The organism is Paenibacillus hamazuiensis (genome assembly GCF_023276405.1).
In the GTDB taxonomy this organism is placed as follows: domain Bacteria; phylum Bacillota; class Bacilli; order Paenibacillales; family NBRC-103111; genus Paenibacillus_AF; species Paenibacillus_AF hamazuiensis.
The window spans coordinates 32,796-55,164 of sequence record NZ_JALRMO010000001.1; the positions used below are offsets into that span (position 1 = coordinate 32,796).

Annotated in this window: 17 protein-coding genes; 14 read left to right on the forward strand and 3 right to left on the reverse strand. The window is 52.6% G+C overall.

The annotated features are described in order from the left end of the window. Positions 1–3 precede the first annotated feature (3 nt). The 13 genes from MYS68_RS00140 (at position 4) to MYS68_RS00200 (ending at position 18,437) form a co-directional block, all read left to right on the forward strand. A complete protein-coding gene (locus MYS68_RS00140) occupies positions 4–1,668 on the forward strand; it encodes a response regulator (protein WP_248923868.1) in 1,665 nt (554 codons plus the stop codon). A 137-nt stretch (positions 1,669–1,805) separates the two neighbouring features. Further along, entirely contained in the window at positions 1,806–3,098 is a 1,293-nt protein-coding gene (locus MYS68_RS00145; protein ID WP_248923869.1) for an ABC transporter substrate-binding protein, read from the forward strand. Between the two features lie 29 nt (positions 3,099–3,127). Then, positions 3,128–4,018, forward strand: a complete 891-nt coding sequence (locus tag MYS68_RS00150) for a carbohydrate ABC transporter permease (RefSeq protein ID WP_248923870.1) — start codon at positions 3,128–3,130, stop codon at positions 4,016–4,018. A gap of 24 nt (positions 4,019–4,042) precedes the next feature. Further along, on the forward strand, positions 4,043–4,909 hold the full coding sequence (locus tag MYS68_RS00155) for a carbohydrate ABC transporter permease (RefSeq protein WP_248923871.1): 867 nt from the start codon (positions 4,043–4,045) through the stop codon (positions 4,907–4,909). A gap of 10 nt (positions 4,910–4,919) precedes the next feature. After that, the gene (locus MYS68_RS00160; protein ID WP_248923872.1) at positions 4,920–6,350 is read left to right on the forward strand and encodes a sulfatase family protein; all 1,431 of its coding nucleotides are present in this window, start codon (positions 4,920–4,922) and stop codon (positions 6,348–6,350) included. A gap of 140 nt (positions 6,351–6,490) precedes the next feature. After that, positions 6,491–7,645, forward strand: coding sequence for a sulfite reductase subunit alpha (locus tag MYS68_RS00165; protein WP_248923873.1), 1,155 nt, complete (start codon positions 6,491–6,493; stop codon positions 7,643–7,645). Positions 7,646–7,851: 206 nt separating this feature from the next. Continuing rightward, positions 7,852–9,519: an extracellular solute-binding protein gene (locus MYS68_RS00170; RefSeq protein WP_248923874.1), complete on the forward strand. Its 1,668-nt coding sequence runs from the start codon at positions 7,852–7,854 to the stop codon at positions 9,517–9,519. A 240-nt stretch (positions 9,520–9,759) separates the two neighbouring features. Beyond that, a complete protein-coding gene (locus MYS68_RS00175) occupies positions 9,760–10,653 on the forward strand; it encodes an ABC transporter permease (RefSeq protein WP_248923875.1) in 894 nt (297 codons plus the stop codon). Positions 10,654–10,682: 29 nt separating this feature from the next. Then, positions 10,683–11,567, forward strand: coding sequence for a carbohydrate ABC transporter permease (locus MYS68_RS00180; RefSeq protein WP_248923876.1), 885 nt, complete (start codon positions 10,683–10,685; stop codon positions 11,565–11,567). 76 nt (positions 11,568–11,643) lie between these two features. After that, entirely contained in the window at positions 11,644–13,431 is a 1,788-nt protein-coding gene (locus MYS68_RS00185) for a sensor histidine kinase (RefSeq protein ID WP_248923877.1), read from the forward strand. After that, on the forward strand, positions 13,409–15,097 hold the full coding sequence (locus tag MYS68_RS00190; RefSeq protein ID WP_248923878.1) for a response regulator: 1,689 nt from the start codon (positions 13,409–13,411) through the stop codon (positions 15,095–15,097). Before MYS68_RS00185 ends, MYS68_RS00190 begins: the two co-directional genes overlap by 23 nt. A 33-nt stretch (positions 15,098–15,130) precedes the next feature. Next, positions 15,131–15,316: a hypothetical protein gene (locus MYS68_RS00195; RefSeq protein ID WP_248923879.1), complete on the forward strand. Its 186-nt coding sequence runs from the start codon at positions 15,131–15,133 to the stop codon at positions 15,314–15,316. A 1-nt stretch (position 15,317) separates the two neighbouring features. Further along, complete coding sequence (locus tag MYS68_RS00200; protein ID WP_248923880.1) at positions 15,318–18,437, forward strand: glycosyl hydrolase; 3,120 nt, start codon at positions 15,318–15,320, stop codon at positions 18,435–18,437. A gap of 286 nt (positions 18,438–18,723) precedes the next feature. Here MYS68_RS00200 and MYS68_RS00205 read toward each other — a convergent pair whose 3' ends face one another. Genes MYS68_RS00205 through MYS68_RS00215 form a run of 3 tightly spaced genes read right to left on the reverse strand, consistent with a single transcriptional unit; the run spans position 18,724 to position 20,803 of the window. Continuing rightward, positions 18,724–19,083 carry a GIY-YIG nuclease family protein gene (locus tag MYS68_RS00205; RefSeq protein WP_248923881.1) on the reverse strand — a complete coding sequence of 120 codons (360 nt, stop codon included), beginning with the start codon at positions 19,081–19,083 and terminating at the stop codon, positions 18,724–18,726. Between the two features lie 33 nt (positions 19,084–19,116). Continuing rightward, positions 19,117–20,322: an MFS transporter gene (locus MYS68_RS00210; protein ID WP_248923882.1), complete on the reverse strand. Its 1,206-nt coding sequence runs from the start codon at positions 20,320–20,322 to the stop codon at positions 19,117–19,119. A 1-nt stretch (position 20,323) separates the two neighbouring features. Then, positions 20,324–20,803 (reverse strand): DUF6530 family protein, encoded by a 480-nt coding sequence (locus tag MYS68_RS00215; protein ID WP_248923883.1) that lies wholly within the window; start codon positions 20,801–20,803, stop codon positions 20,324–20,326. 275 nt (positions 20,804–21,078) lie between these two features. Here MYS68_RS00215 and MYS68_RS00220 point away from each other — a divergent pair, with 275 nt between their 5' ends. After that, positions 21,079–22,359 carry a phytoene desaturase family protein gene (locus MYS68_RS00220; protein ID WP_248923884.1) on the forward strand — a complete coding sequence of 427 codons (1,281 nt, stop codon included), beginning with the start codon at positions 21,079–21,081 and terminating at the stop codon, positions 22,357–22,359. Positions 22,360–22,369 lie beyond the last annotated feature (10 nt).

Consider the following 22,369-nt stretch of genomic DNA (forward strand, 5'->3'; position numbering starts at 1 on the left):
CGGATGAAAACGATCTCAAGGATACTTATTGTCGACGACGAAAAGCCGATTCGCCAATGGTTCGAATATGTCATCCGACAATACGATGAAGAATTTGAAATTGTCGGCATTTGCTCGAACGGCGAAGAAGCGCTTCATATGTATGAGCAGCGTCGGCCGGATATAATCATTACCGATATACGCATGCCGGTTATGGACGGACTCGAGCTTATTCGGGCGGTCAAAGACCGGGGCGGCGCGCCGCAATTTTTAATTCTCAGCAATTACGATCATTTTGAATATGTGAAAAAAGGACTGGTTATGGGAGCCAGAGACTACTTGCTGAAGGCGGAGACGGCGGATGCGGAGATCATCGAAGCGCTGCGCAATATCCGCACGCACCTTGGGAGCCGGGGACAGATCGGGGGTGCGGGAAGCCCGGAGGAAAACGCGGAAATTATAGAAGTATTGATTCGCGACTATCTTCGCCATAACTCGCTCGGACACGAACCGATGCAGAAGATCGCGGACTATTTGTTTGCCGCTTCCTCACGCTCGAAGTATATATTAGCGCTTTCGGCCGACCATTATACCGCGTGGGCGCTTCACATGACGGAGGCAGAGAAACAAGCGAATCTTTCCTTGCTGTCCAAGTTTATACAGGATCGCGTTAAGATGAGCTTTCCCATTTCTGCCGCCGTACAGACGGATGAAAACGAGCATGTCCTCATAGTTGAAAGATGTGATGTCGGGAGGAGTTCGATAACGGAACGTTTGCGCGATCTTTGCACGAACATCAATGGCGAAATAAGCCGGCGATTTGATTGTACGGTTTCGATCGGAATCGGCACGGCATTTGAGTCCATGGAAGGCATGAAACAGTCCTACGCGGAGGCGAACGAAGCGAAGGATTACAAATTTTATTCCGGCCCCTCCGGCGTACATGTGTTTGAACGGCATTCGAGGGACGGAGCGGCGCGTGACCGCTGCCTGATGAGCATTCACGAATTGATCAGAACCTTTCAAGGTTCGGACCGGCATGCGGCAAGTCACGTACTGTCGGTTCTGGACGGGATTCTTGAAGAAGGGCGGCACGGGTTTCCTCCTCAGGAAGCGAAAAAAATGATAATTCGAATGTTGGAGCTGTTAAGCCATAAGCTGATGGAAGCGGCTGAGACGTCTGAAATCCCCCGGCTTCTTTACGATCCGGAGGAGCTCCTTACGATCGGCGAGTTTAAGGAATCGTTCCGGGACCGCGTTATGATGCAACTTGAAGCGATGCTGGAAGCGGCATCCCGGCATATGTACCGTTACAGTGAGGCGACCAACCGGATCATCCGTTATTTGCACGACCACTTCTCGCAAAAAGTGGACATGGCGCAGCTCGCCCGGCTTGTTCACTTGAATGAAAACTATATCTCCCAGCTGTTCAAAAAAGAGACGGGACAATCCGTAACCCGTTTTTTATTGTCGATTCGTATGGAGCGCGCAAAGCAAATGCTGACGGGAAAAAGAATGAAAATCAGTGAAATCGCTCCCGAGGTAGGGTACGCCAGCGAATCGCATTTTTGCACAGTCTTTAAATTATACTTCGGCAAATCCCCCAAACATCTTTTGGAAGAGCTAAGAATCGCGAAACAATCTCTAAGCACGGCGAAAGAGGAGGATAACTCCAAATTAAAGATCTAATTACGGCTGAAGAATAAATAACCGGGCTGCATGGTTATTTGTTCTTTTTTCTCTTATATTAAGAAAAAACAAAGGCTGAACATTCCGTAAACCGTTTACAAAATGCTTCGCCTTTGCATCTTACAGGGGGGATTTGGGTGAAAAAGTTAGTTGCCTCAGGGCTCGTATTGTCAACGTTGACGGCCGGTTTATTAACGGCCTGCGGCGGCGGCCCCGCCGTGGAACAGATGAATAAGGATACCGGGAAAAGCGCGGCCGGTAATGTGGTGCTGAAATTTTGGCTGCGGGGGAACGCCTCCGAACCGCTGAATAAAAGCTTGGTTGCGGATTTTAAAGATTACGAGCAGAAACATCCGAATGTGAAAATCGAGGCGGATTTTGTGCCGATAGCCGACGTGGAAACCAAGTGGAATGCCGCGTTTGCCGGCGGAACCGCACCGGATTTGTTCGATGTCGGCATCGTCAACCTGCCCAGCAGAGCCCAGCTCAATCAGTTCGCCGCATTGGACGATTACATTCAAAAGTGGGAAGACAAGGCGGACATCCAGGAAAATATTATCAACCTCGGCAAATTTAAAGGAAAAGTGTACGGAATCGGCTATGCTCCGACACCGTATGTATTCGCTTACCGCAAAGATTTTTTCCAGGAAGCGGGGCTGGACCCGAATTCGCCTCCGAAAAACTGGAATGAGCTTAAGGAATACGCGATGAAGCTTGCCAAGAAAGATGGAAACCAAGTCGTAAGGGCCGGTTTCGATATTCCAAAGCAGGAAGACTCGTTATTGTTCGAAATTTTCGCCAGACAAAACGGGAACATCCTTGTCGACGAAATGAACGAGATTCCCGTATTCGATCAGCCGTCAGCAGTGGAAGCGGTGCAATTTTTGGTCGATTTGATGCCGTATTCCATTCCTTTCGCAGATATGAACAAAGTCGACAACATCCCGTTTACGAAGGGAAAATCGGCAATGAGTTACCTCTTGCCCGACACGATCAAAAACATGATTAAAAACGATCCCTCGTTAGCCGACAAAATCGGCATCGTCAGCAACGTGCCCGGCAAAAAGCCGGCGACCTTCAGCGGACTCAGGCTGTTCTCGATGTCGGAAAAAAGCAAAAATAAAGACGCTGCCTGGGATTTGATCACGTTCTTGATGGGCAAGGAGAAAATGACCGCCAGAATGAAGGACACCAACACGGCGGTCGTGAGAAAATCGCTCGTCGACGAGTATATTAAACTCGACCCCGCCTTTAACAAGCCGGTTATGGATGCGATTGCGGTTGGCGCCGGGCGGCCGAACGTGACCTGGTCCCCGCTTTACAGAAAATATGCGACACAAGGCTACGAGGAAGCGGCCTTTAAAACGAAACCGGTCGATCAGGCGTTGAAGGACGCGGTTGCCAAGCTGAAAGAAGAAGTTTCCAAGTAAGGCATAACATCCGGAGGAAACCAAACGATATGTCTTCAAAAACGCTGCTGCGGAAAAATCATTTTAAAGATCCGGTCGCTTATTTGCTGATTGCGCCGTTTTACTTGCTCTTTCTGTATTTTATATTTATACCGGCTGTCGAGGTTGTCATGTACAGCTTTACGGATTTCAATATGTTCGCGCCAAAGCATTTCATCGGCTTGCAAAACTATATGAAGCTCTTGAAGGACGATGTCTTTCTCAAATCGGTTAAAAACACGCTGATTTATTTGGTCTGCACGATTGTGCCCACGATGGCGCTCGGCATGCTGACCGCCGTCGTCATGAATATCAAATGGGTACGTACGAAAGCGGCGAGAACCCTCGTATTCACACCTTATATCGTTTCCATGGTGGCGGTTTCGATGGTATGGATGCTGCTGTACGACCCGTCCCACGGCATCTTGAACCGAATTTTGCAGTCACTGGGCATGTCGCCGAAAGAGTGGCTGCTCGATCCGAAATGGGCGCTGTTTTCGATTATTATGATGAGCATTTGGAAAGGCATCGGCTACAATATGATCATTTTTTTGGCCGGACTGCAGGGAATTCCCCAAGACTATTACGAAGCGGCGGACGTAGACGGCGCCGGAAAATGGCATCAATTCCTGCACATTACGATTCCGTCGCTTGCTCCGGCTACATTTTTTCTCTTTGTAACGGGAATCATCGCTTCGTTTAACGTTTTCGAACAGGTTAACGTCATGACGGCCGGGGGGCCGGTCAATTCGACGACAACCGTCGTACACCAAATTTACCTGCGGGCTTTTACGGAATTCAAGATGGGCTACGCTTCGGCTCAATCCGTAGTTCTGCTGCTTGGAGTTGTACTCATCACCTTGATAAATATGAAGTTCGGCGCCTCGAAACATAAGGCGTAAATCGGTTGAAGGTAAGGGGATCGGATGACACAGACTACAGCCAAAAGATGGATCGTTCAAGGATTGGTTATTGCGTTTGCCTGCATATTTATGCTTCCGTTTATCATCATGCTTGTGACGTCGCTGAAGTCGATGGCGGAAATTCAGTCGCCTGCGTTTCAGCTGCTGCCTCGATCATTCCTGTTTTCGAATTATGCGGAAGCGATGAGTCAGGGTAACTGGCCGAGGTATTTTCTAAATTCCGTTACGGTCACGACGATTACGGTCGGAATTGGAATTATCATTATGTCGGTAGCGGGGTTTGCTTTTGCCAGATTAAACTTTGCCGGCAGAGATCTGTTGTTTCTCTTGTCGCTGGTAGGTCTGATGATTCCCGAGCAGGTCATCATGATCCCCGTGTTTATGAAAATCAAAGGCATTCCCTTTGCCGGCGGCAACGATGTATGGGGCGATGGAGGAACGGGCTGGCTGAATACGTACTGGGGGCTTATTGTGCCGCATCTCGCGCATCCGTTCGGCATGTTTTTGTTTCGTCAATTTTTCCTGGGATTTCCGAAGGAATTGGACGAAGCGGCGAAGGTGGACGGATGCTCCAGACTGCGTTCCTTCTTTAGCATGTACATTCCGCTCAGCCTTCCGATCTTCGCCACCGTCGCCTTGTTAAAGACGATCAATAACTGGAACCAATACACATGGCCGCTGATTATTACGAATTCCGATGAAATGAAAACGGTGCAACTCGCTTTGAGCATGTTTAAATCGGAAGCGGGGCTTCAGTGGAATTACATTATGGCATCCACAACGTTAATCGCTTTGCCTATGCTGTTGTTGTTTATTTTCCTGCAAAAATATTACGTCCAAGGTATCGTCACTTCGGGCGTGAAGGGATAGGGGAATCGCCATGAAACAAGAGACGAAACAGGAACAACCGAACATTTTATGGTTTTGTACCGATCAGCAGCGGTTTGACACGATCGGTGCGTTAAACAATCCGTATATTCATACGCCGAATTTGGACAGACTCGTCAGCGAAGGCGTGGCTTTTACCCGGGCATACGCGCAAAGCACGGTATGCTCTCCCAGCCGGGCCAGCTTTTTGACGGGAAGGTATCCGCGAACGACGCGAGTGACGAAAAACGGAGCTCCGTATTTTCCAGAGGATGAAGTGCTGGTCACCAAGATGCTCGCCGACCACGGTTACGACTGCGGCCTCGCCGGGAAGCTTCACTTGTCGGGAATTATCGGGCGGATCGAACCGCGCAATGACGACGGGTACCGCGTCTTTAAATGGAGCCCGGCCCAGCGCGATGCGTGGCCGATCGGACACGATTACCAGATTTGGCTGAAGCAGCAGGGAATCGAGTGGAGCGAGCATTACAAAGGACGAAACGGCGGTATCGATGAAAAATATCATCAAACGACGTGGGCTACCGACGAAGCTATCCATTTCATCAGACATAACAGCCAGGCGCCATGGCTCATGAGCGTCAACGTGTATGACCCGCACGAGCCGTTTGATCCTCCGCAAAACTACAAGGAGCGCTACCGCGCGGAAGATATGCCGCTGCCCAAGTGGAAGAAAGGGGAGCTGGACAACAAACCGCGCATCCAGAAAGAAGATTATTTGAACGGCGGGCAGGGCGGCGTCGGGCCGAGCTGCGCCCATATGAGCGATTTGGAGAAGAAACAGTATGTGGCCGATTATTATGCGATGATCGAGCTCGTCGACTATAATGTCGGAAAGCTGCTCGACGAACTGGAGCGAACCGGCCAGCGGGAAAATACCGTCATCATCTTTATGAGCGATCACGGGGAGATGCTCGGGGACCACGGATTGATCTTGAAGGGCGCTCATTTCTATGAAGGGCTCGTCCACGTGCCGCTCATCATCTCATGGCCCGGACATTTTAAGGAAAACAAGAGATTCGACGGACTCGTCGAGCTTGTCGATATTGCCCCGACGCTGCTGGAGCTGGCCGGTATTGAAATTCCTTATTATGTGCAGGGGAAAAGCCTGCTTCCGATTTTGCAAGGAACGGAAGGCGAAGGATACATTCATAAGGATCATGTATATTCCGAATATTATTATGCGCTGTTAGGCTCGCACGACAACGTATACGCGACGATGTATTATGACGGAAGATACAAGCTTGTCGTGTTCCATGGGGAAGAAGTCGGAGAACTGTACGATCATGGGACCGATCCGAACGAATTCGACAATCTTTGGGACGTGCCGGAGTACTTGCCCAAAAAACTCGAGCTCATGAAAAAAAGCTTCGATTCCAGCGTGTTCACCGTCGATCCCAAGCCGCTCTTATGGCTGAAAGCATAACGTAATCATAAAGCTGCGCGGTTGCGTTTCCCCATAACATCCAGGTTCGTTCAAGGCAATAATCGGAACAGCTACGGTTCGTTGTCACTGCGCGGCTCTTTGTGTTATCCTACACATATACAACTTTTTGGGGTGAACGTATGCAATCTACTAGTGCAGTGACGACAACATTTTCAAGATCCAATCCGTTTCAAGCGAAAGTTCTCAAAAATGTAAACTTAAACGGAGCCGGCTCGAGCAAAGAAACGAGACATCTCGAGCTGTCGTTAAAAGGATCCGGACTCTCCTACGTCCCGGGCGATGTCCTCGGTATTATCCCTGAAAATGATCCGGAGCTGGTGGCCGCTCTTCTTGAAGAAATGAAATGGGATGCCGACCTGTCCGTTTCCATTAATAAGCAAGGGGATACGCTTCCCTTGGGAGAAGCGCTGGCAGCACACTTTGAAATTACGTTATTGACGAAAAAAATTGTCCAGCAGGCAGCGGAGTTATCGGAAAATGAAGAGCTGCAAAAGCTGGTGTCCAATGAAAACGCCGATCAACTGAAGCAATATATCGACGGACGCGATTTGCTCGATTTGTTACGGGATTTTGGGCCCTGGAAAGCTTCCGCCCAAGAGATTGTCAATTTGCTCAGAAAAATGATGCCGCGGCTGTATTCCATTGCCAGCAGCATCGCCGCTCATCCGGATGAAGTGCATCTGACGATCGGCGCGGTGCGCTACACGGCTCATGGCCGCGAACGCAAAGGAGTTTGCTCCGTTTTATGCGCCGAACGTCTTCATGAAGGCGATACGATCCCGGTATTTATACAACAAAATAAACATTTTAATCTGCCGGAGTCTCCGGATAAAGATATTATTATGGTTGGCCCGGGAACGGGCATCGCACCTTTCCGTTCTTTTATCGAGGAACGTGCCGTACAGAAAGCGCCGGGCAAAGCATGGCTGTTTTTTGGCGACCAGCACTCGGCAACGGATTTCTTGTACCGGGACGAATTGGAAAAGTATCAAAAAGACGGCGTTTTGACTAGACTGGACGCCGCGTTTTCCCGCGATTCGGCGGAAAAAGTATATGTGCAGCATAAAATGCTTGAAAACAGCAAGGAATTATTCGCATGGCTGGAAAACGGGGCATACTTCTACGTTTGTGGGGATAAGCAATATATGGCGAAAGACGTTCACAACATGCTTATCGACATTATTGAAAAAGAAGGCTCAATGACCCGGGAAGCGGCCGAAGCGTATTTAAACGAAATGCAGGAGCAAGGGCGTTACCAGCGCGATGTGTATTAATCGGTGATAATAAACGATTTGAGAGGACGCCTCGAATTCATGAACGAATGAATTCGAGGCGTCCTCTCTTTTTTTGCTTGTTATTCCCCGTAAAGAAGTAAACGGCTTATAGGGTAGGTAAAGATATTCATATAGGTTTAGTTCCGATGTGTTCTTATAATAGGAGATGAGAACGAATACAGCAGCAAAAAAGGGGAGGAATACAAATGAAAGGCAGCGCCCAATTCAAACTGGCAATCGGCATGATTTCCGCCGCTATGGTGTTTGTGACGGCATGCGGCGGCAGCACGGGTGAAGGCACAGCGTCAAAGGATCAGCCCTCCGCTCCGGCACAGGCCGTGAACACCGATCCTTTGGGCAAATACGATCCGCCCATTGAGGTTACGACCGTCCGTTCGCTGGACCCTAACCTGAAATTCCGCGAAGGAGAAAACATAGACAGCAATATCTGGTCCAAAACGATCGAGAAGGAACTGGGCATCAAAATCAAAAACAGTTGGACCGTCAACGGCGCCCAATACGAGCAAAAGATGAACGTGGCGATCGCTTCGGGCGATTTGCCGGAATTTATGTCGCTGTCTCCGACTCAATTCGTGCAGCTGATGGATAACGGTCAATTGATGGATATAACGTCGCTGGTGGACAAATTCGGATCCCCGATGCTGAAGGAATACTTGAAGTCGGACGGCGGTCTTTCCCTCGAAACGGCGACACTCAAAGGCAAGCTGATGGGCATTCCAACGATGGCCTCGATCGTCGACAGCTCTCCGATTCTTTGGGTCCGCATGGATTGGTTGAAGAAGATAGGGCTGCCCGAGCCGAAGACGATGGACGAGGTGCTGAAAATCGCCGAAGCTTTTGCAAATCAAGATCCGGACGGTAACGGCAAGAAAGATACGGTAGGGTTTCTTGCTTCCAAGGAGTTGTGGACTGGCTACCCGCGGCTTATGGGATTTTTTAACGGTTACCATGCGTACCCGAATATTTGGATCAAGGACGGCGGCGGCAAGCTGGTTTACGGCGGTATTCAACCGGAGATGAAGACGGCGCTGGGCGAGCTGCAAAAGCTGTACAAAGCGGGGCTCATGGACCAGGAGTTCGGCGTCAAAGATACGAAGAAGGTGGAAGAGACGGTCGCTTCGGGCAAAAACGGGCTATTTTTCGGTCCGAATTGGGCTCCGCTCACCACGCTGCAAGCGAACAAAAACAACGATCCGAACGCCGATTGGAAGCCGTTCCCGGTCGTATCCGCCGACGGGAAACCGATTTTTGCGCAAAACAGCGCGCCGGGCGGCAACTCCTACTTCACGGCGATCAATAAAAACGCCAAGCATCCCGAAGCCGTGATCAAAGTACTGAACCTGTTCGTCGAAAAAATGTGGGGGGCGAAGGCCGATCCGGCGTTCACCAGCGAGGAAGCGACCACTTTGGCGTTCCATAAATATCCGCCGGTCACGCTGTTTGCGGCCAACAAAAACCTGACCCAGCATCACAAGGTGGCGGAAGCGCTGAAATCGAAGGACACGTCCAAGCTGAACGGCGAGGAAAAATCGACCTACGATACGATTCTCAAATACCAGGGCGGCGACCAGAAAAGCTGGGGAACGGCCAAGGTATTCGGCGAAGACAGCGTCTACACGATTATTAACAATTATAAAACCAACAACCAGCTCATCAAGGACGAAATGTATTTGGCTCCGACGCCGACGATGGTGCAGAAGAAAAGCACACTCGACAAGATGAGCGATCAAATGATCACGTCGATCATTCTCGGCGCTCCGCTCGACGACTTCGACAAATTCGTCAGCGACTGGAAGAAACTCGGCGGCGATGAAGATCACAAAAGAGATAAACGACGCCTTTGCGGCTCGTAAGTAATGATTTTTACACCATACTGTGGCTGTGAAGCGTGTCCGCCATAGGTTTGCGCCGGCAAACCATGGCAGACAATCGCGGAAGCGAGGCACGCAGATTCACCATGCAACACCGCTACCAAGGTAAAGCGTGCCCGGACGAGAAGCGAGCACCGGCTCCTGCGGGCGGGTCCAGGGCGCAAGGCCTGGGGTCCCCCCGGTGGGGGGCTTTAGGGGGGCGCCACACTAGGGGGGAAATTTATGTCCATCTGGAAACGGGAAATGCCGCTGCACATCATGCTGATTCCGGCCGTTCTGCTTGTATTTCTGTTTCATTATATTCCGATGCTCGGCAACGTCATCGCGTTTCAAAACTTTGTCCCGGTCAAAGGTTTTTTCGGGTCCAAATGGGTCGGCTTCGATAATTTCCGCTACTTGATTTTACTTCCGGATACGATGCAGGTGCTGTTCAATACGTTGTATATCGCATTGATGAAAATAGTCGCCGGTCTTATCGTTCCGATTGTCATCGCGTTATTGCTGAACGAAGTGAGGATGGAGTTTGTGAAAAGGGGCATCCAAACTCTCATTTATCTCCCCCATTTCCTGTCGTGGATTATTTTGGGGGGCATTTTGATCGATATGCTGTCTCCCTCGACTGGGATCGCTAATCTTTTTTTGCAGTGGCTGGGCTTCAAGCCGATTTTTTTCCTGGGTGATAACAGCTGGTTCCCGATCACTTTGGTGATTTCCAACGAGTGGAAGGAGTTCGGTTTCAGCACGATCGTGTATTTGGCCGCGCTGTCCGGCATCAACCCGCTGCTGTATGAAGCGGCGATCGTGGACGGGGCCGGGCGCTGGAAGCAAACTCTTCACATTACGGTTCCCTCGATTTTACCGATCATCGTGCTGATGGGCACGCTGAGCATGGGACAAATTTTAAATGCCGGCTTCGAGCAGGTATTTAATTTATACAGTCCGCAAGTGTATCAAAGCGGTGACATTCTCGATACGTTCGTGTACCGTCTCGGCGTCGTGGACGCCCAATACAGCGTAGCGACGGCGGTAGGGCTGTTCAAATCGCTGGTTTCGTTTCTGTTCGTTTCGCTCTCGTATTTCTTGGCGTACCGGTTTGCGGGCTACCGGATCTTTTAACGGCTGAATTTGCAAAGGAGTGACCGCTTATGGTAACCAAGCCCTCAGCCGGCAAAATCGCGTTTGACATCGCGAACTACGCCCTGCTGATTTCGCTTTCGGTGTTATGCATCCTGCCGCTCGTGCACGTGCTCGCCATGTCGCTTAGTTCCAGCGCGGCGGTAACCGCCGGGTTTGTGAAATTTTGGCCGGTGGAGTTTACAACGAGCTCGTATGCATTCGTTTTGCAGAAAAAAGAATTTTTGACCTCTCTCGCGGTTTCCGTCCAAAGGGTTGTGCTCGGGACCGCGGTCGGCATGTCGCTCATCATCGTCACGGCGTACCCCCTCTCGAAGGAAGTGCGCGCGTTCCGGTGGAGAACGGTGTACGTCTGGTATTTTGTCATTACGATGCTGGTCAGCAGTGGGCTGATTCCATGGTACATCACGATCAAAAACGTCGGGCTGATCGATACGATATGGGCGCTCGTGCTTCCGGGCGCGGTGAATGTGTTCAACGTCGTGCTGCTGCTGAACTTTTACAGGGGATTGCCGAAGGAGCTGGAGGAAGCGGCGTTTATCGACGGCGCAGGCCATTGGCGCACCTTAAGGAGCGTGTACGTCCCGCTCTCGACACCGTCGCTGGCCACCATCACCTTGTTCACCATCGTCGGTCACTGGAATGCGTGGTTTGACGGACTGATTCTGATGAATTCACCGGAGCATTACCCCTTGCAGAGCTATTTGCGGACGGTCGTCATCGATATGGACTCGCTGCTGAGAGCGACGCAAGATCTCAGCTCGCTCGCCGAGGTGTCCGACCGGACCTCGAAGGCGGCGCAAATTTTTCTCGGGACGTTGCCGATTTTGCTGGTTTATCCGTTTTTGCAAAAGTATTTCGTCAAAGGAATGACGCTCGGCAGCGTCAAGGAGTAGCTTTGTATTTCCTGCTGAACAGACGCATGGTACAGTAGAGCTAACGAACTCTGCTGAACGGAAGGTGCTTTCGCCCATGACTTTATGGATACGCTGGTGGCAGCGGCTGACGATATATCCGAAGCTGGTGATGAGCTTTCTCGTGATCATTTTGCCGGTGCTGGGCGTCAGCCTGAGCATGAACGCGATGGGCGCGGAAAGCGTGCGCAGCGAAATCACCCACTCCATGTCAGCCTCGGCCAAGCAGTATTTAAATCTCATTGCGATGGATTTGAACCGGGCCATCCGCAGGCAGCGGGAATACATCAATTCCCCGGATTTGATGGATCTTGCGTTCAAGTCACCGGTTATGACGGAAGTCGACAAAACGGCGGCTATCGTCAGGCTGCAGCAGCAGCTACGGCAGTTCAAAAGCGAAAATGCGTTCATTGAGGATATCGTCGTTTACATCCCAGCCATCAGCCGCACACTGTCGGCGAATGACGGATCGGTGCAGGCGATCGTGCAGGAACAGTACGAAGCGATGAAAGAAGCTGCGCGGCTCATGGATTCGCCGCTCATTCCGTGGCGGGACAAGCAGTATATCAGTTTTTCTTATCCGGACGGCATCGCTTTAATCGGGTCAAAGGAGCCTTTGTTCGTGTTTGCGATCGAGCTGTCCAAGGCAAATTTGCAGCAAACGCTGTCCCAGTTTCGCTTCGGACGAAGCGGGGGCGCTGTGCTCGCATCCACAAAAAACGGATGGATCGTCTCAAGCGAAGCGGATGAAACGGTGGGCCCGCGGCTTGCTTCCTCTGTGGCACAAGACCCGCATGGATCCGGGGCCTCCGTCACACCGTCGCTGCAGCTGAACGGCCGGCCTTACGTAGTGGCGATGGACCGCGAGCCGACGCTCGGCATCGCTTTAATCGCTTACGTCGAGGAGGCGGAGCTTCTCGGACCTCTGAAGAAGTACCGCATCTGGTTTTGGCTGCTGTGTGCTTTATCCATGCTCGCGGTGGCGGTGTTTTCCTATTGGATCCACAAATGGATTCACCAACCTATCAAAAAGCTCGTCTCCGCCTTTCGCAGCGTGGAGAAAGGAAATCTGGAGGTCACTGTGGCGAGGCAGAGCGAGGACGAATTCGGCTATTTGTTTGTGCAGTTTAACGGGATGGTCGCGGAAATCAAGCGGCTCATTCAGGAGGTATACGAGAAAAACTACCGGCTGCAGGTGTCGGAGTACAGGCAGCTGCAATCGCAAATCAATCCGCATTTTCTTTACAACAGTTTCTTCATCATTTATCGGATGGCTAAGCTGCAGGAGACCGACAGCGTGATGAAGCTGACCCAATACCTTGGCGAATATTTCCGGTTTATTACGCGAAGCGGGGCCGACGAGGTGCCACTCAAGGAGGAGCTGACCCACGCCGGAAACTATGTGGCGATCCAGTCGATCCGCTTCAACAACCGCATCGAGGCGGTTTTCGAGGATATCCCGCAGCTTACGGAGAAGCTGGTTGTCCCTCGGCTCATCGTGCAGCCGATTATTGAAAACGTGTACCAGCACGCATTCCGCAACAAGCTGGCGGACGGAATCGTGCATATCGGTTATGAACCGGCGGTCGGTGAGTTCCGCATTGTCGTGGAAGATAACGGCCCTGGCGTCGCGGACGAAACGGTGAGGGAGCTTAGCGGGCGGCTGTTCGCCGCTGAGCGCGAGATCGAAACGACGGGCATGATCAATGTACATCGCCGGCTAAAGATCAAATACGGGGAAGCCGGAGGCCTCCGCTTGGCGAGGAGCGAGCTCGGCGGGCTTAAGGTCACAATGACGATTCCGCTGCAAGGAGGCGAGCCGCATGCTCAATCTGATCGTCATTGACGACGAGCCGATCATTGTGGACGGCTTGTATGAACTGTTTCAGGAAATCCGGGATGTGGAGCTGACGATTTATAAAGCCTACTCCGCCGTCGAGGCGCTCGAGACGATCCGCCGCAACAAGATGGACATCGTCATCACCGATATCGAAATGCCGGAGATGACCGGACTTCAGCTGCAGGAGCTGATCGTGTCGCAATGGCCGGCCTGCAGAATCATTTTTTTGACCGGCTACAGCGATTTCTCCTATGTGCAGAGCGCAGTGAGAAATGGAGCAGCCGATTTCATTCTCAAGACGGAAGGCGATGAGAAAATTATCGCCGCCTTTTACAAAGCGGCCCACTCCGTTTCGCGGGAGCTGGACGCCGAACAGCTGCTGGAGAAGGCGAAGCGGCAGATGCAGCTGGCTCGGCCCGCCCTGCAGCGGGAATATTTATTGCACCTGGTTCAAAGCGATGTCCCAGAGAAAGATCACGTGCGAAGGCAGCGGTTTGAAGAACTCGCTATCGGCCTTCATCCTGAACGGCCGGTTTTGCTTGTGCTGGGCAGGGTTGACAACTGGCATGCTGACATGTCGGGACCGGACAAGGCGCTGCTGCTTTATGCGGTGCAAAATATTTCCGAGGAGTATTTGTCGAGGTGCCGGGTGGCATTTGCCTCCTATTCCGTCAATAAATTCGTGATGCTCGTCCAGCCGGTGCCGCCGGAACAGCCGGGGGACCGGGCTGAACCCGCGGCGGGCGGGCGGGAGGATCCGCTGTACATGTTTGTCAGCGGCATGCTCGACAACATTCAAGCCGCCTGCAAAAAATATCTCAAGATTTCCGTGTCGTTCGCCGTCGGCCAGCGGCCGGCGGACTGGGCGGAGGCGGGACGCCGTTGGATGGAGCTGGAGCTGCTGCTTGGACGCGGGCTTGGCCTCGGGCAGGAGGTCATTTTGACAGAGCGGCGGGAACCCGCTGCGGAAGCGAGACTTGCGCATTCGGAGGAAACGGAGCAGAAGCTGTACCGCCTGCTGAAGCGGATCGACCGAGCCGAGGCGGCGCTGGAGAACGGGCATCAAGAGCCGTTTTTCGAGTGGCTGGACGAGGTGTTGCAAACCGTCGCGGCCGAAACGCCGTTTAATCCGCTGCAGACCGAAGCGTATTACGCGTCGGCCCAACTGCTGCTGAGAACGTTCAACCGGGCGGGAGCGTACCCCGACGGATGGAGGGCCGAGCAGCTCGACCGGCTGATGAATATCCGCTATCACGCAGACTGGCGCGAGGCATCGGCCCATCTGCACAGAACGGCGTCGCTTATATTCGAAAAGAAGCAGCAGGAGAGGACAGACCGCTCCGACGAACTCGTTGAGAAAATCAACCGATTTATTCACGAACATCTGGACAAGGACTTGTCTCTAAACCGCCTTTCGGAGAAGGTGTACATGAATCCGTCCTATTTGTCGAGGTTATACAAGCAGCTGACGGGGACAGGAATTTCGGAATTCATTCTCGAGGTGCGGATGGAGAAAGCGAAGGAACTGCTGAAGCTGTCGCGCCACAAGGTCCAGGACATCAGCCGGATGACCGGATTCGAGACGCCGGCTTATTTTACGAGGCTGTTCAAAAAATATACCGGCCTGACTCCGCAGGAATACAGGGAACTGCATACAGAGGTCGGTTTGTAGCATTATTTTCCCTATATGAAGGAGGCTGATCTTATGACTTATGCTGTGCCCGAAATCCTGACATCAAGCCCGGCGATCCGCCGTCATCCCGCGAATCCCGTGCTGGAGGCGAAGATGGTGCCTTATCCGACAACGCTCGACTTTAACGCCGGGGTCGTCAAAGTCGCGGACAGGTTCGTGACGGTGTTTCGCAACGACTGGCCGTACGGGGGTGTTTAAGGTGCAGAACATCATGGACAAGTTTCGCAATCCGCCGAGCGAATACCGCTCGGTTCCTTTTTGGTCATGGAACGATGCATTGGACAAAGGTGAGCTGCTGCGGCAGATCGAGGAAATGCATAAAGCCGGCATCGGCGGCTTTTTTATGCATGCCCGGCAAGGGCTGCGCACACCTTATATGGGAGAGGAATGGATGGCCGCGGTTGAGGCCTGTATTGAAAAAGCGAGGGAGCTCGGCATGCATCCGTGGCTGTACGACGAAAACGGCTGGCCCAGCGGCTTTGCGGATGGCAAAGTTCCGGCCATAGGGGCCGCGTATCAGCAAAAAAGGCTGATCTGTCAAGAGGCTCCTTTCCCCAGCCCTGCGGAAAGAACAATCGCGTATTTTGCGAAGACGCCGCAAGGATACCGGCGTTTGCCCGCGGGAGAGGAAAGCGGTGCTGACCTGAGGGTGTTTTACGAGGTGAATCCTTATTATACGGACACCCTGAGCATGGAAGCGGTTCGTGCTTTCCTCAAGTCGACCCATGAGGTATACGGGGAACGGCTCGGAGAGGAGTTCGGCGGTGTGCTTAGAGGAGTATTCACCGACGAACCGCAGTTCGCCAGGGGGCAGTTGCCGTGGTCGTTCGAGCTGGCGGAGGAATTTGCGCTTCAGAACGGATATGATTTGAAAGAGGTGCTTCCTGACCTTTTTTTCGAGACAGGAAGCTGCAGCAAGACCAGGTATGACTACTGGCGCTGCGTGACCGAGATGTTCACGCGCGCATTCGCAAAGCAGATCGGCGATTGGTGCCGCGGCAAGGGATGGCTTTCCACCGGCCATGTGGTCGACGAGCCTGCGCTTATGAGGCAGGTGACATCCACCGGAGACCCGATGGCTTTTTACGAATATTTGCATATTCCGGGCTGCGACTGGTTGGGGCGTTTTATTGGCGAAGAGCCGATCGTGCCGAAGCAGGTCAGCTCCGTTGCCCGCCAATTGGGACGGAAGATGGCCATTACGGAAAGCTTCGGCTGCGCAGGCTGGAACGTCGGATTTGACGATTTGAAAAGGATCGGCGAATGGCAGTTTGTGCACGGTATCAATATGTTGTGCCAGCATTTGCAGAGCTACTCTCTAAGGGGGGGACGCAAACGCGACTACCCGCCGTCCTTGTATTTTCAGCAGCCGTGGTGGGAGCATTATAAATCGTTCAATGATTATTTCACTCGATTATCGATGCTGCTGGCGGAGGGAACACGCCAAGCCGAAGTGCTGCTGCTGCACCCGGTCCGTTCGGCTTGGGTCAAGCAGCGCGGCGAAGACGCTGCGGATATTGAGCCGTATCATCGATCGTTCGCCCAACTGACGCGCTGGATGTGCCAATCGTTGATCGAGCACGATTACGGCAGCGAAAGCATCATCGAACGTCACGGCAGGGTGGAAGGCGGCCGCTTTATCGTAGGGGAAGCTGTTTACCGTGTCGTCGTCATGCCGCCAAGCGTAACAATAAGCCGGGCGACGGCTGCTTTGCTGGCACAGTTCGTCCGGCAAGGCGGCCGCCTGATCGCCTTTCCCCCGTTCCCGGAGCTCATCGACGGCGAGCGGAACGAGGAGCTGGACCGGCTCATCGCCGGCGCCGTCCGGCCGGAATGGAGCGCGGTGGCGCTGGCCGCCACCGTTACTCCCGTCTCTCCGCCGTTCCTGCGTATAACGGACGAGGCCGGAGACGCCGTGGCGGCGGACACGCTGAACGCACAGACGTTGGTGTGGGAAGGGGTTACGTTTTATTACCTCGTAAATTCCGGGCGGGAAAGTTACCTGCACCTGCACGTGGAGCTGCGGGGATCAGGTACGGCCGTTTTGCTCGATTTGGAAACAGGCGAAGCGGAACCGATCCGGCAGAGCGACACGGAATGCGGTGTGATGGTTTTGCTGGAGCTTCGCCCGGGGCAATCTCGGATGCTGATGCTGCTGCCTGAGCGGAATGAGCAGGACGAAACGGGGCTATCCGGATTCCGCGGGCCATGGTTCCGGCTGCAGGACGAAACGGACTCTCGGCAGGGGAACGGACAACCGGAACGACAAATCTCATTGGATGGCGTTTGGCGGATCGTTCATGCCGATCCGAACAGCCTCACGTTGGATACGTGCCGTTTCCGCATCGAAGACGGCGAGTGGTCGGAAGTTACGCCGGTGGTGCTCTTGCAGGATCGGCTGCTTGCTTACGGTCGGCCCGTCCAGGTCGAGCTGGAGTTCGAGTTCCAGGTAAGGTTTAATGTCGATGCTCCCCGTGATATGTTTTTGGTGTTGGAGAATCCGGAGAATTTCTTCATCGAGTTGAACGGACAGCCTGTCGCACCGGAGAGCTGCGGCTGGTGGAGAGACGCTTCGTTCCGCAAGCTCGACATAGCCGGGAGAGTTGCGAACGGAACAAACCGGATCCGCTTAAAGACGTTATTTTACAATGCCCCGGAAACCTATGCCGCCATTGAAAAAGCAAAGCAGTTCGAGTCGGAGGGGAACAAACTGACCTTCGATACCGAAATCGAAAGCATCTATCTCGTTGGCTCGTTCGGGGTTGAATCCATTTCTCCGTTTACGGACGGAGAACGAGGCGCCGTTCATTCGGCCGGTCCGTTTGTTTTGACTGAGCCGCCTCAGGCGGTGGGAACCGGCGATCTGGTGCGCCAGGGGTTCCCGTTTTTCGCAGGCAAGCTTCATCTGCAGCAGGAGGTCGTGATCGATACCGGCTGGAGTACGGCGAGGTGGAGCTTTTCCGCGCCGCCGGATGCGATCGTCACCCGGCTCCGCGTGAACGGCCTGGACGTTCGGACGTTTTTATGGGAGCCGTATGAGGCGGACATCACGTCGTTTTTGCGCATGGGTACGAATACGGTGGAGTTGGAGCTCGTCGGCAGCTGCCGCAACTTGCTCGGCCCTCACCATCACATCAAAGGCGAGGTTTACAAAGTAGGGCCCGACAGCTTTAAAGACAAACCGGGGTGGACCGACAGCGATTTGGATAAAAATACGTGCATCTACACCGAACGTTACACGTTTGTCAGGTTTGGTCCGGCTGCCTCGCCGGACGCCGGCCCGAGCATTATTCTATGTACCGGGCATAAAAAGCTTTGATAGCATGTACGACATGGATCATGGGAAGTGTAACGGTTGCTGCCGAGCTTATTTGGCGCAAAAACGTCATTTTTAAATTGTAACGGTTGCAGATGAGCTTATTTCTTATCTTATATCCCTCAATAAGATGAAAGTTCGCAAATAACCAATCTGGCAACCGTTCTGAAATCGCTCATTTGGCCTTTTTAAGCTCACCTGCAACCGTTGCACCATGTCCCGTTTCAGCCGAAACCGACCGCTGCACCGGGTAAATGTTTTGAGATCTATCGGGTTTTCCTATCGATTGCTAATCCTTCGGAGGTTTATTATATCCTTTATCTCCGTAGGGCTGCAGCTTCTCCAGCCACGGCTTCAAGATTTGCTTCAGCTCCCACTTCATGTCGGTCACCTTGTCGGTTTCCTTCTGCTCCAGCACCTCATAAGTGAACGCATCGGCTCCGAATTCCTTCCAATCCTTCTGGAGCTGGGCATTCGCAAATCTCCCCATATCGAGCTGCATCTGCAGGGTGAACCATTTGTTTTTCAAATTGGGGTAGCTGTCGATGTAGATTTTGCCGTTCACATTGTTTTTGATTTGGGCGACGCCCATGTAAGTTTTAATCTGCTTGTAATCCTCAAGAAGCTCCTTGCGTTTATTCTTGTCCATGTGTATCCCCTTCCAAAATGATATTGGCAATTTTCAAGCCTGAGCTCTCTTCGCTTTTGCGCTTTTGTCGGCGATAAGGGGAAGCAGCGTAAGCACGCCGGCAACGATCAAACCGCCGCTGATCACATATACCGCCGGCAGGGAAAACGTATCCTTCAGATAGCTGGACAGGAACATGCCGATCACCATCATCCCCATAAAAACAGGTGTGATTGCCCCGGATACCCGGCCCATAAATGCACCTTCCGTGTTTCGCACAATAAGCGTCTGGATTCCGCCTTGGATGCAGGGGTAAAATAAACCGTTGATCACCAGAAGAACAATGGTCAGCCAAATCAGAGTAGAAGCGCCTATTCCAACCGTACAGACAGCGGCGACAAGTAAGCCTGCCGTGAGCAGCAGCTGCGGCTTCACTTTTTTGGCTATCCCCATTATGGCTGCTCCGCCAACCAACATGGCTGCCCCGCTGGTCATAACGAGCCACTGCAGAAACGATTTGTCCTGTCCCAAATTTTCGATGACAATAAAAATCTGAAGCGGCTGGGTTATCCCCGATGCCAATCCGACAGCCGCGAAAGTCAAGCTGAGCGTTCTTAAGGATCGATTGGAGCGAATATAGTGCATGCCGGCCGTTAACTCCTTCAGGAAGCCGCCGGCATTGCCGGGATTCGGTTCCTCTGCGTCACGAGGCAGGGACGACAAGACAAGAGAGGACCCCAGGAACAGAACTGCCGTCAGGACAAGTGAAACATGGATTCCAAACTGTATAAATATAAACGTTCCGATGACCGGACCCAAAACCGTAAAGACGGCGACAACCGTTTGGGACATCGCCATCACGCCCTGCAGCTGTTCGCTTGGCACATGCCGCTTGTACAGCTTCATAGCCGAAGGCTGTGAAAATTGCGAGAGGCTGGCGGAAATAAACGATCCGACAAGAAGCGCAATCCATCCGCCGTTCATGAGAACGAGCAGTACAGCCATTACGGACAAGGCGGACAGCAGGTCGCTCCACACCATCGTCCGCTTCGGTCGCCATCGGTCGGCAAAGGTCCCGCCGATAAGCGCGAATAGAAAGATCGGAGCGAATTCCGCAACCGAAATAAGCGATACATAATCTGAATTATTATTTGTCAAATCGGTAACATAAAGAAGTACGGCATAATTCCGGATCCAAATTCCCAGGTGCAGCAGCACCCGGGAAAGGATAATGGTTCGAACATAACGATTGGAAAACATGTTAATACCCCATATCTTTTAATATCTTGGATAACGTGCGCAGACGTTCGCCGATCATCTCATCGTCTTCGCTCAAAGTTTTGCTGAACAGCTTAATATCTTCATTAATTCTCTCATTGTCCGTACAGATCGCCACGGTCATGGCATCCCCCTGCAGGCCGACCCGGTCGATGACGGGCTGCTGCGGGTCATACAAATGCTCATATCGGTAAGCTTCGCGAAAATGAGCCAAAGACCGGCAAATCAGAATGGACAAATCAAGAACGCGATGGAGCGGCAGTTCCTCCGATTGCCTCGACCATTTTTCTCCCGTATATCTCCACACCTTGGCGGAAATGTCGACCTTGCCTCTATCGTTCCATTGGGCCAATCCCAGAGAAAGGCCTTTCGCATCGGTATTACCGGCTAATCGGCCGTCAACCTGCTCATAGTTTTCCGATACGACAACGGGCTTGTGTTTTAAGGTGGTAGGTATTTTCATTGTTCTTTCCTTCTTTCCGTTTACTTATTTACTGATTTACTAAATTAGTAATTTACTAAATTACTGCCTCATTTTATCTTGGATTTCTTCGTAAGTCAACCCGTTTTGAACATGAAGGCGGACGATCATATACTATCGTTCCCTAAAATGGAAAGCAGGTTCATCCGAAAGCAAGGCCGGTATGCGCACTTCTTCATTTTTTTTTGATAAAAATTGTCACAAAACCGCTTCCCTCCCCGTCTTGTGTATACCATAATGAAAAGGAGTGTTGATCGATGGACAAATTCGATGTGGCAATCGTAGGCGGAGGTATTGCAGGCTTGACAGCTGCGGTATATTTGGCCAAGGCGGGGCGGAAGGTTGCGGTGCTGGAAAAATTGGGGCGCTTCGGCGGCAGGGCGGACACGATTACAAAAAACGGGGTCAAGCTGAATCTCGGCGGACACGCGTTATACCGCGGCGGGGAGGCTTGCGACATTTTGCAGGAGTTCGGCATTACCCTCGAAGGGGGCATTCCTTCCGTTAAAACCTACGGATTATGGAAAAACGAATCGTACCTGGTGCCGACCGGGATGATGTCGATGATATCCTTTCCGCTGCTTTCCGTATCCGGTAAAATGGAATTCGCCCGGTTCATGATGAAGCTCAGTAAAATCGATGTGCATGCCGTTCCGAAGGTCTCCTTGCGGGAATGGACGGAGCGGGAAGTGCGCGATCCGATGGTCCGCCATCTGTTCTACGCTTTGACCAGAACCGCAACGTATGTGAACGATCCCGACTTGCTGTGGGCGCAGTCTACGATTAAGCAGTTAAAAAGAGCGCTGACCGAATCCGTTCTGTATGTGGACGGCGGTTGGGAAACGATCGTCTCGAAGCTGCGACTCCTGGCCGAGAATCATGGGGCAGCGATGCTGCCCGGTAAAAACGCAGCCGAAATCGTGCACGAAAACGGGCGGGTTTCCCAGGTGCGTTGTTCGGACGGGACGCTGCTTGCGGCCGATGCCGTTATTGTAACGGCATCCCCTGCAGAGGTTTTCCGCATGGTCAAGGGAGCTGAGCACACTTCGCTGCGGAAATGGAAGGAGCAGGCGCTGCCGATCAAAGCGGCCTGTCTTGATCTCGGCCTGCGCCGGCTGCCGAACCCGGAACATCAGTTTGCGATGGGAATCGATCAGCCGCTGCTGTTTACGAACCAATCGAGAGCCGCGAAATTAAGCGATGACGGAACCGCCGTCGTGCACTTGCTGAAGTACAATGGAGTGCATAACGGCGACTCCAAAGCGGATGAAGCGATGCTGGAGAAGGCGCTCGACACGCTGCATCCCGGATGGCGGAAAGAAGTGGCCGTTCGTCAGTATTTACCGAATATTACCGTGCTGCAGGACTTCGAGCATACGGGCCGTAAAGAGTCGCCGGGACCGGCGGTCCCGCAAATCGGCGGTCTGTATGTGGCCGGAGATTGGGCCGGACACGGCGAACTTCTTGTCGATGCGTCATTCGCCAGCGCCAGACGGGCAGCGCTTCACATTTTGCAAACCGTTCCCGCATTGCATTGAGAGAGAGGGA

Coding starts and splice junctions, on each gene's coding strand:
- MYS68_RS00175 (WP_248923875.1), top strand. CDS start 9,760: ATGTCCATCTGGAAACGGGAAATGCCGCTGCACATCATGCTGATTCCG.
- MYS68_RS00210 (WP_248923882.1), bottom strand. CDS start 20,322: ATGTTTTCCAATCGTTATGTTCGAACCATTATCCTTTCCCGGGTGCTG.
- MYS68_RS00165 (WP_248923873.1), top strand. CDS start 6,491: ATGCAATCTACTAGTGCAGTGACGACAACATTTTCAAGATCCAATCCG.
- MYS68_RS00170 (WP_248923874.1), top strand. CDS start 7,852: ATGAAAGGCAGCGCCCAATTCAAACTGGCAATCGGCATGATTTCCGCC.
- MYS68_RS00205 (WP_248923881.1), bottom strand. CDS start 19,083: ATGGACAAGAATAAACGCAAGGAGCTTCTTGAGGATTACAAGCAGATT.
- MYS68_RS00185 (WP_248923877.1), top strand. CDS start 11,644: ATGACTTTATGGATACGCTGGTGGCAGCGGCTGACGATATATCCGAAG.
- MYS68_RS00195 (WP_248923879.1), top strand. CDS start 15,131: ATGACTTATGCTGTGCCCGAAATCCTGACATCAAGCCCGGCGATCCGC.
- MYS68_RS00140 (WP_248923868.1), top strand. CDS start 4: ATGAAAACGATCTCAAGGATACTTATTGTCGACGACGAAAAGCCGATT.
- MYS68_RS00155 (WP_248923871.1), top strand. CDS start 4,043: ATGACACAGACTACAGCCAAAAGATGGATCGTTCAAGGATTGGTTATT.
- MYS68_RS00220 (WP_248923884.1), top strand. CDS start 21,079: ATGGACAAATTCGATGTGGCAATCGTAGGCGGAGGTATTGCAGGCTTG.
- MYS68_RS00150 (WP_248923870.1), top strand. CDS start 3,128: ATGTCTTCAAAAACGCTGCTGCGGAAAAATCATTTTAAAGATCCGGTC.
- MYS68_RS00190 (WP_248923878.1), top strand. CDS start 13,409: ATGCTCAATCTGATCGTCATTGACGACGAGCCGATCATTGTGGACGGC.
- MYS68_RS00180 (WP_248923876.1), top strand. CDS start 10,683: ATGGTAACCAAGCCCTCAGCCGGCAAAATCGCGTTTGACATCGCGAAC.
- MYS68_RS00215 (WP_248923883.1), bottom strand. CDS start 20,803: ATGAAAATACCTACCACCTTAAAACACAAGCCCGTTGTCGTATCGGAA.
- MYS68_RS00160 (WP_248923872.1), top strand. CDS start 4,920: ATGAAACAAGAGACGAAACAGGAACAACCGAACATTTTATGGTTTTGT.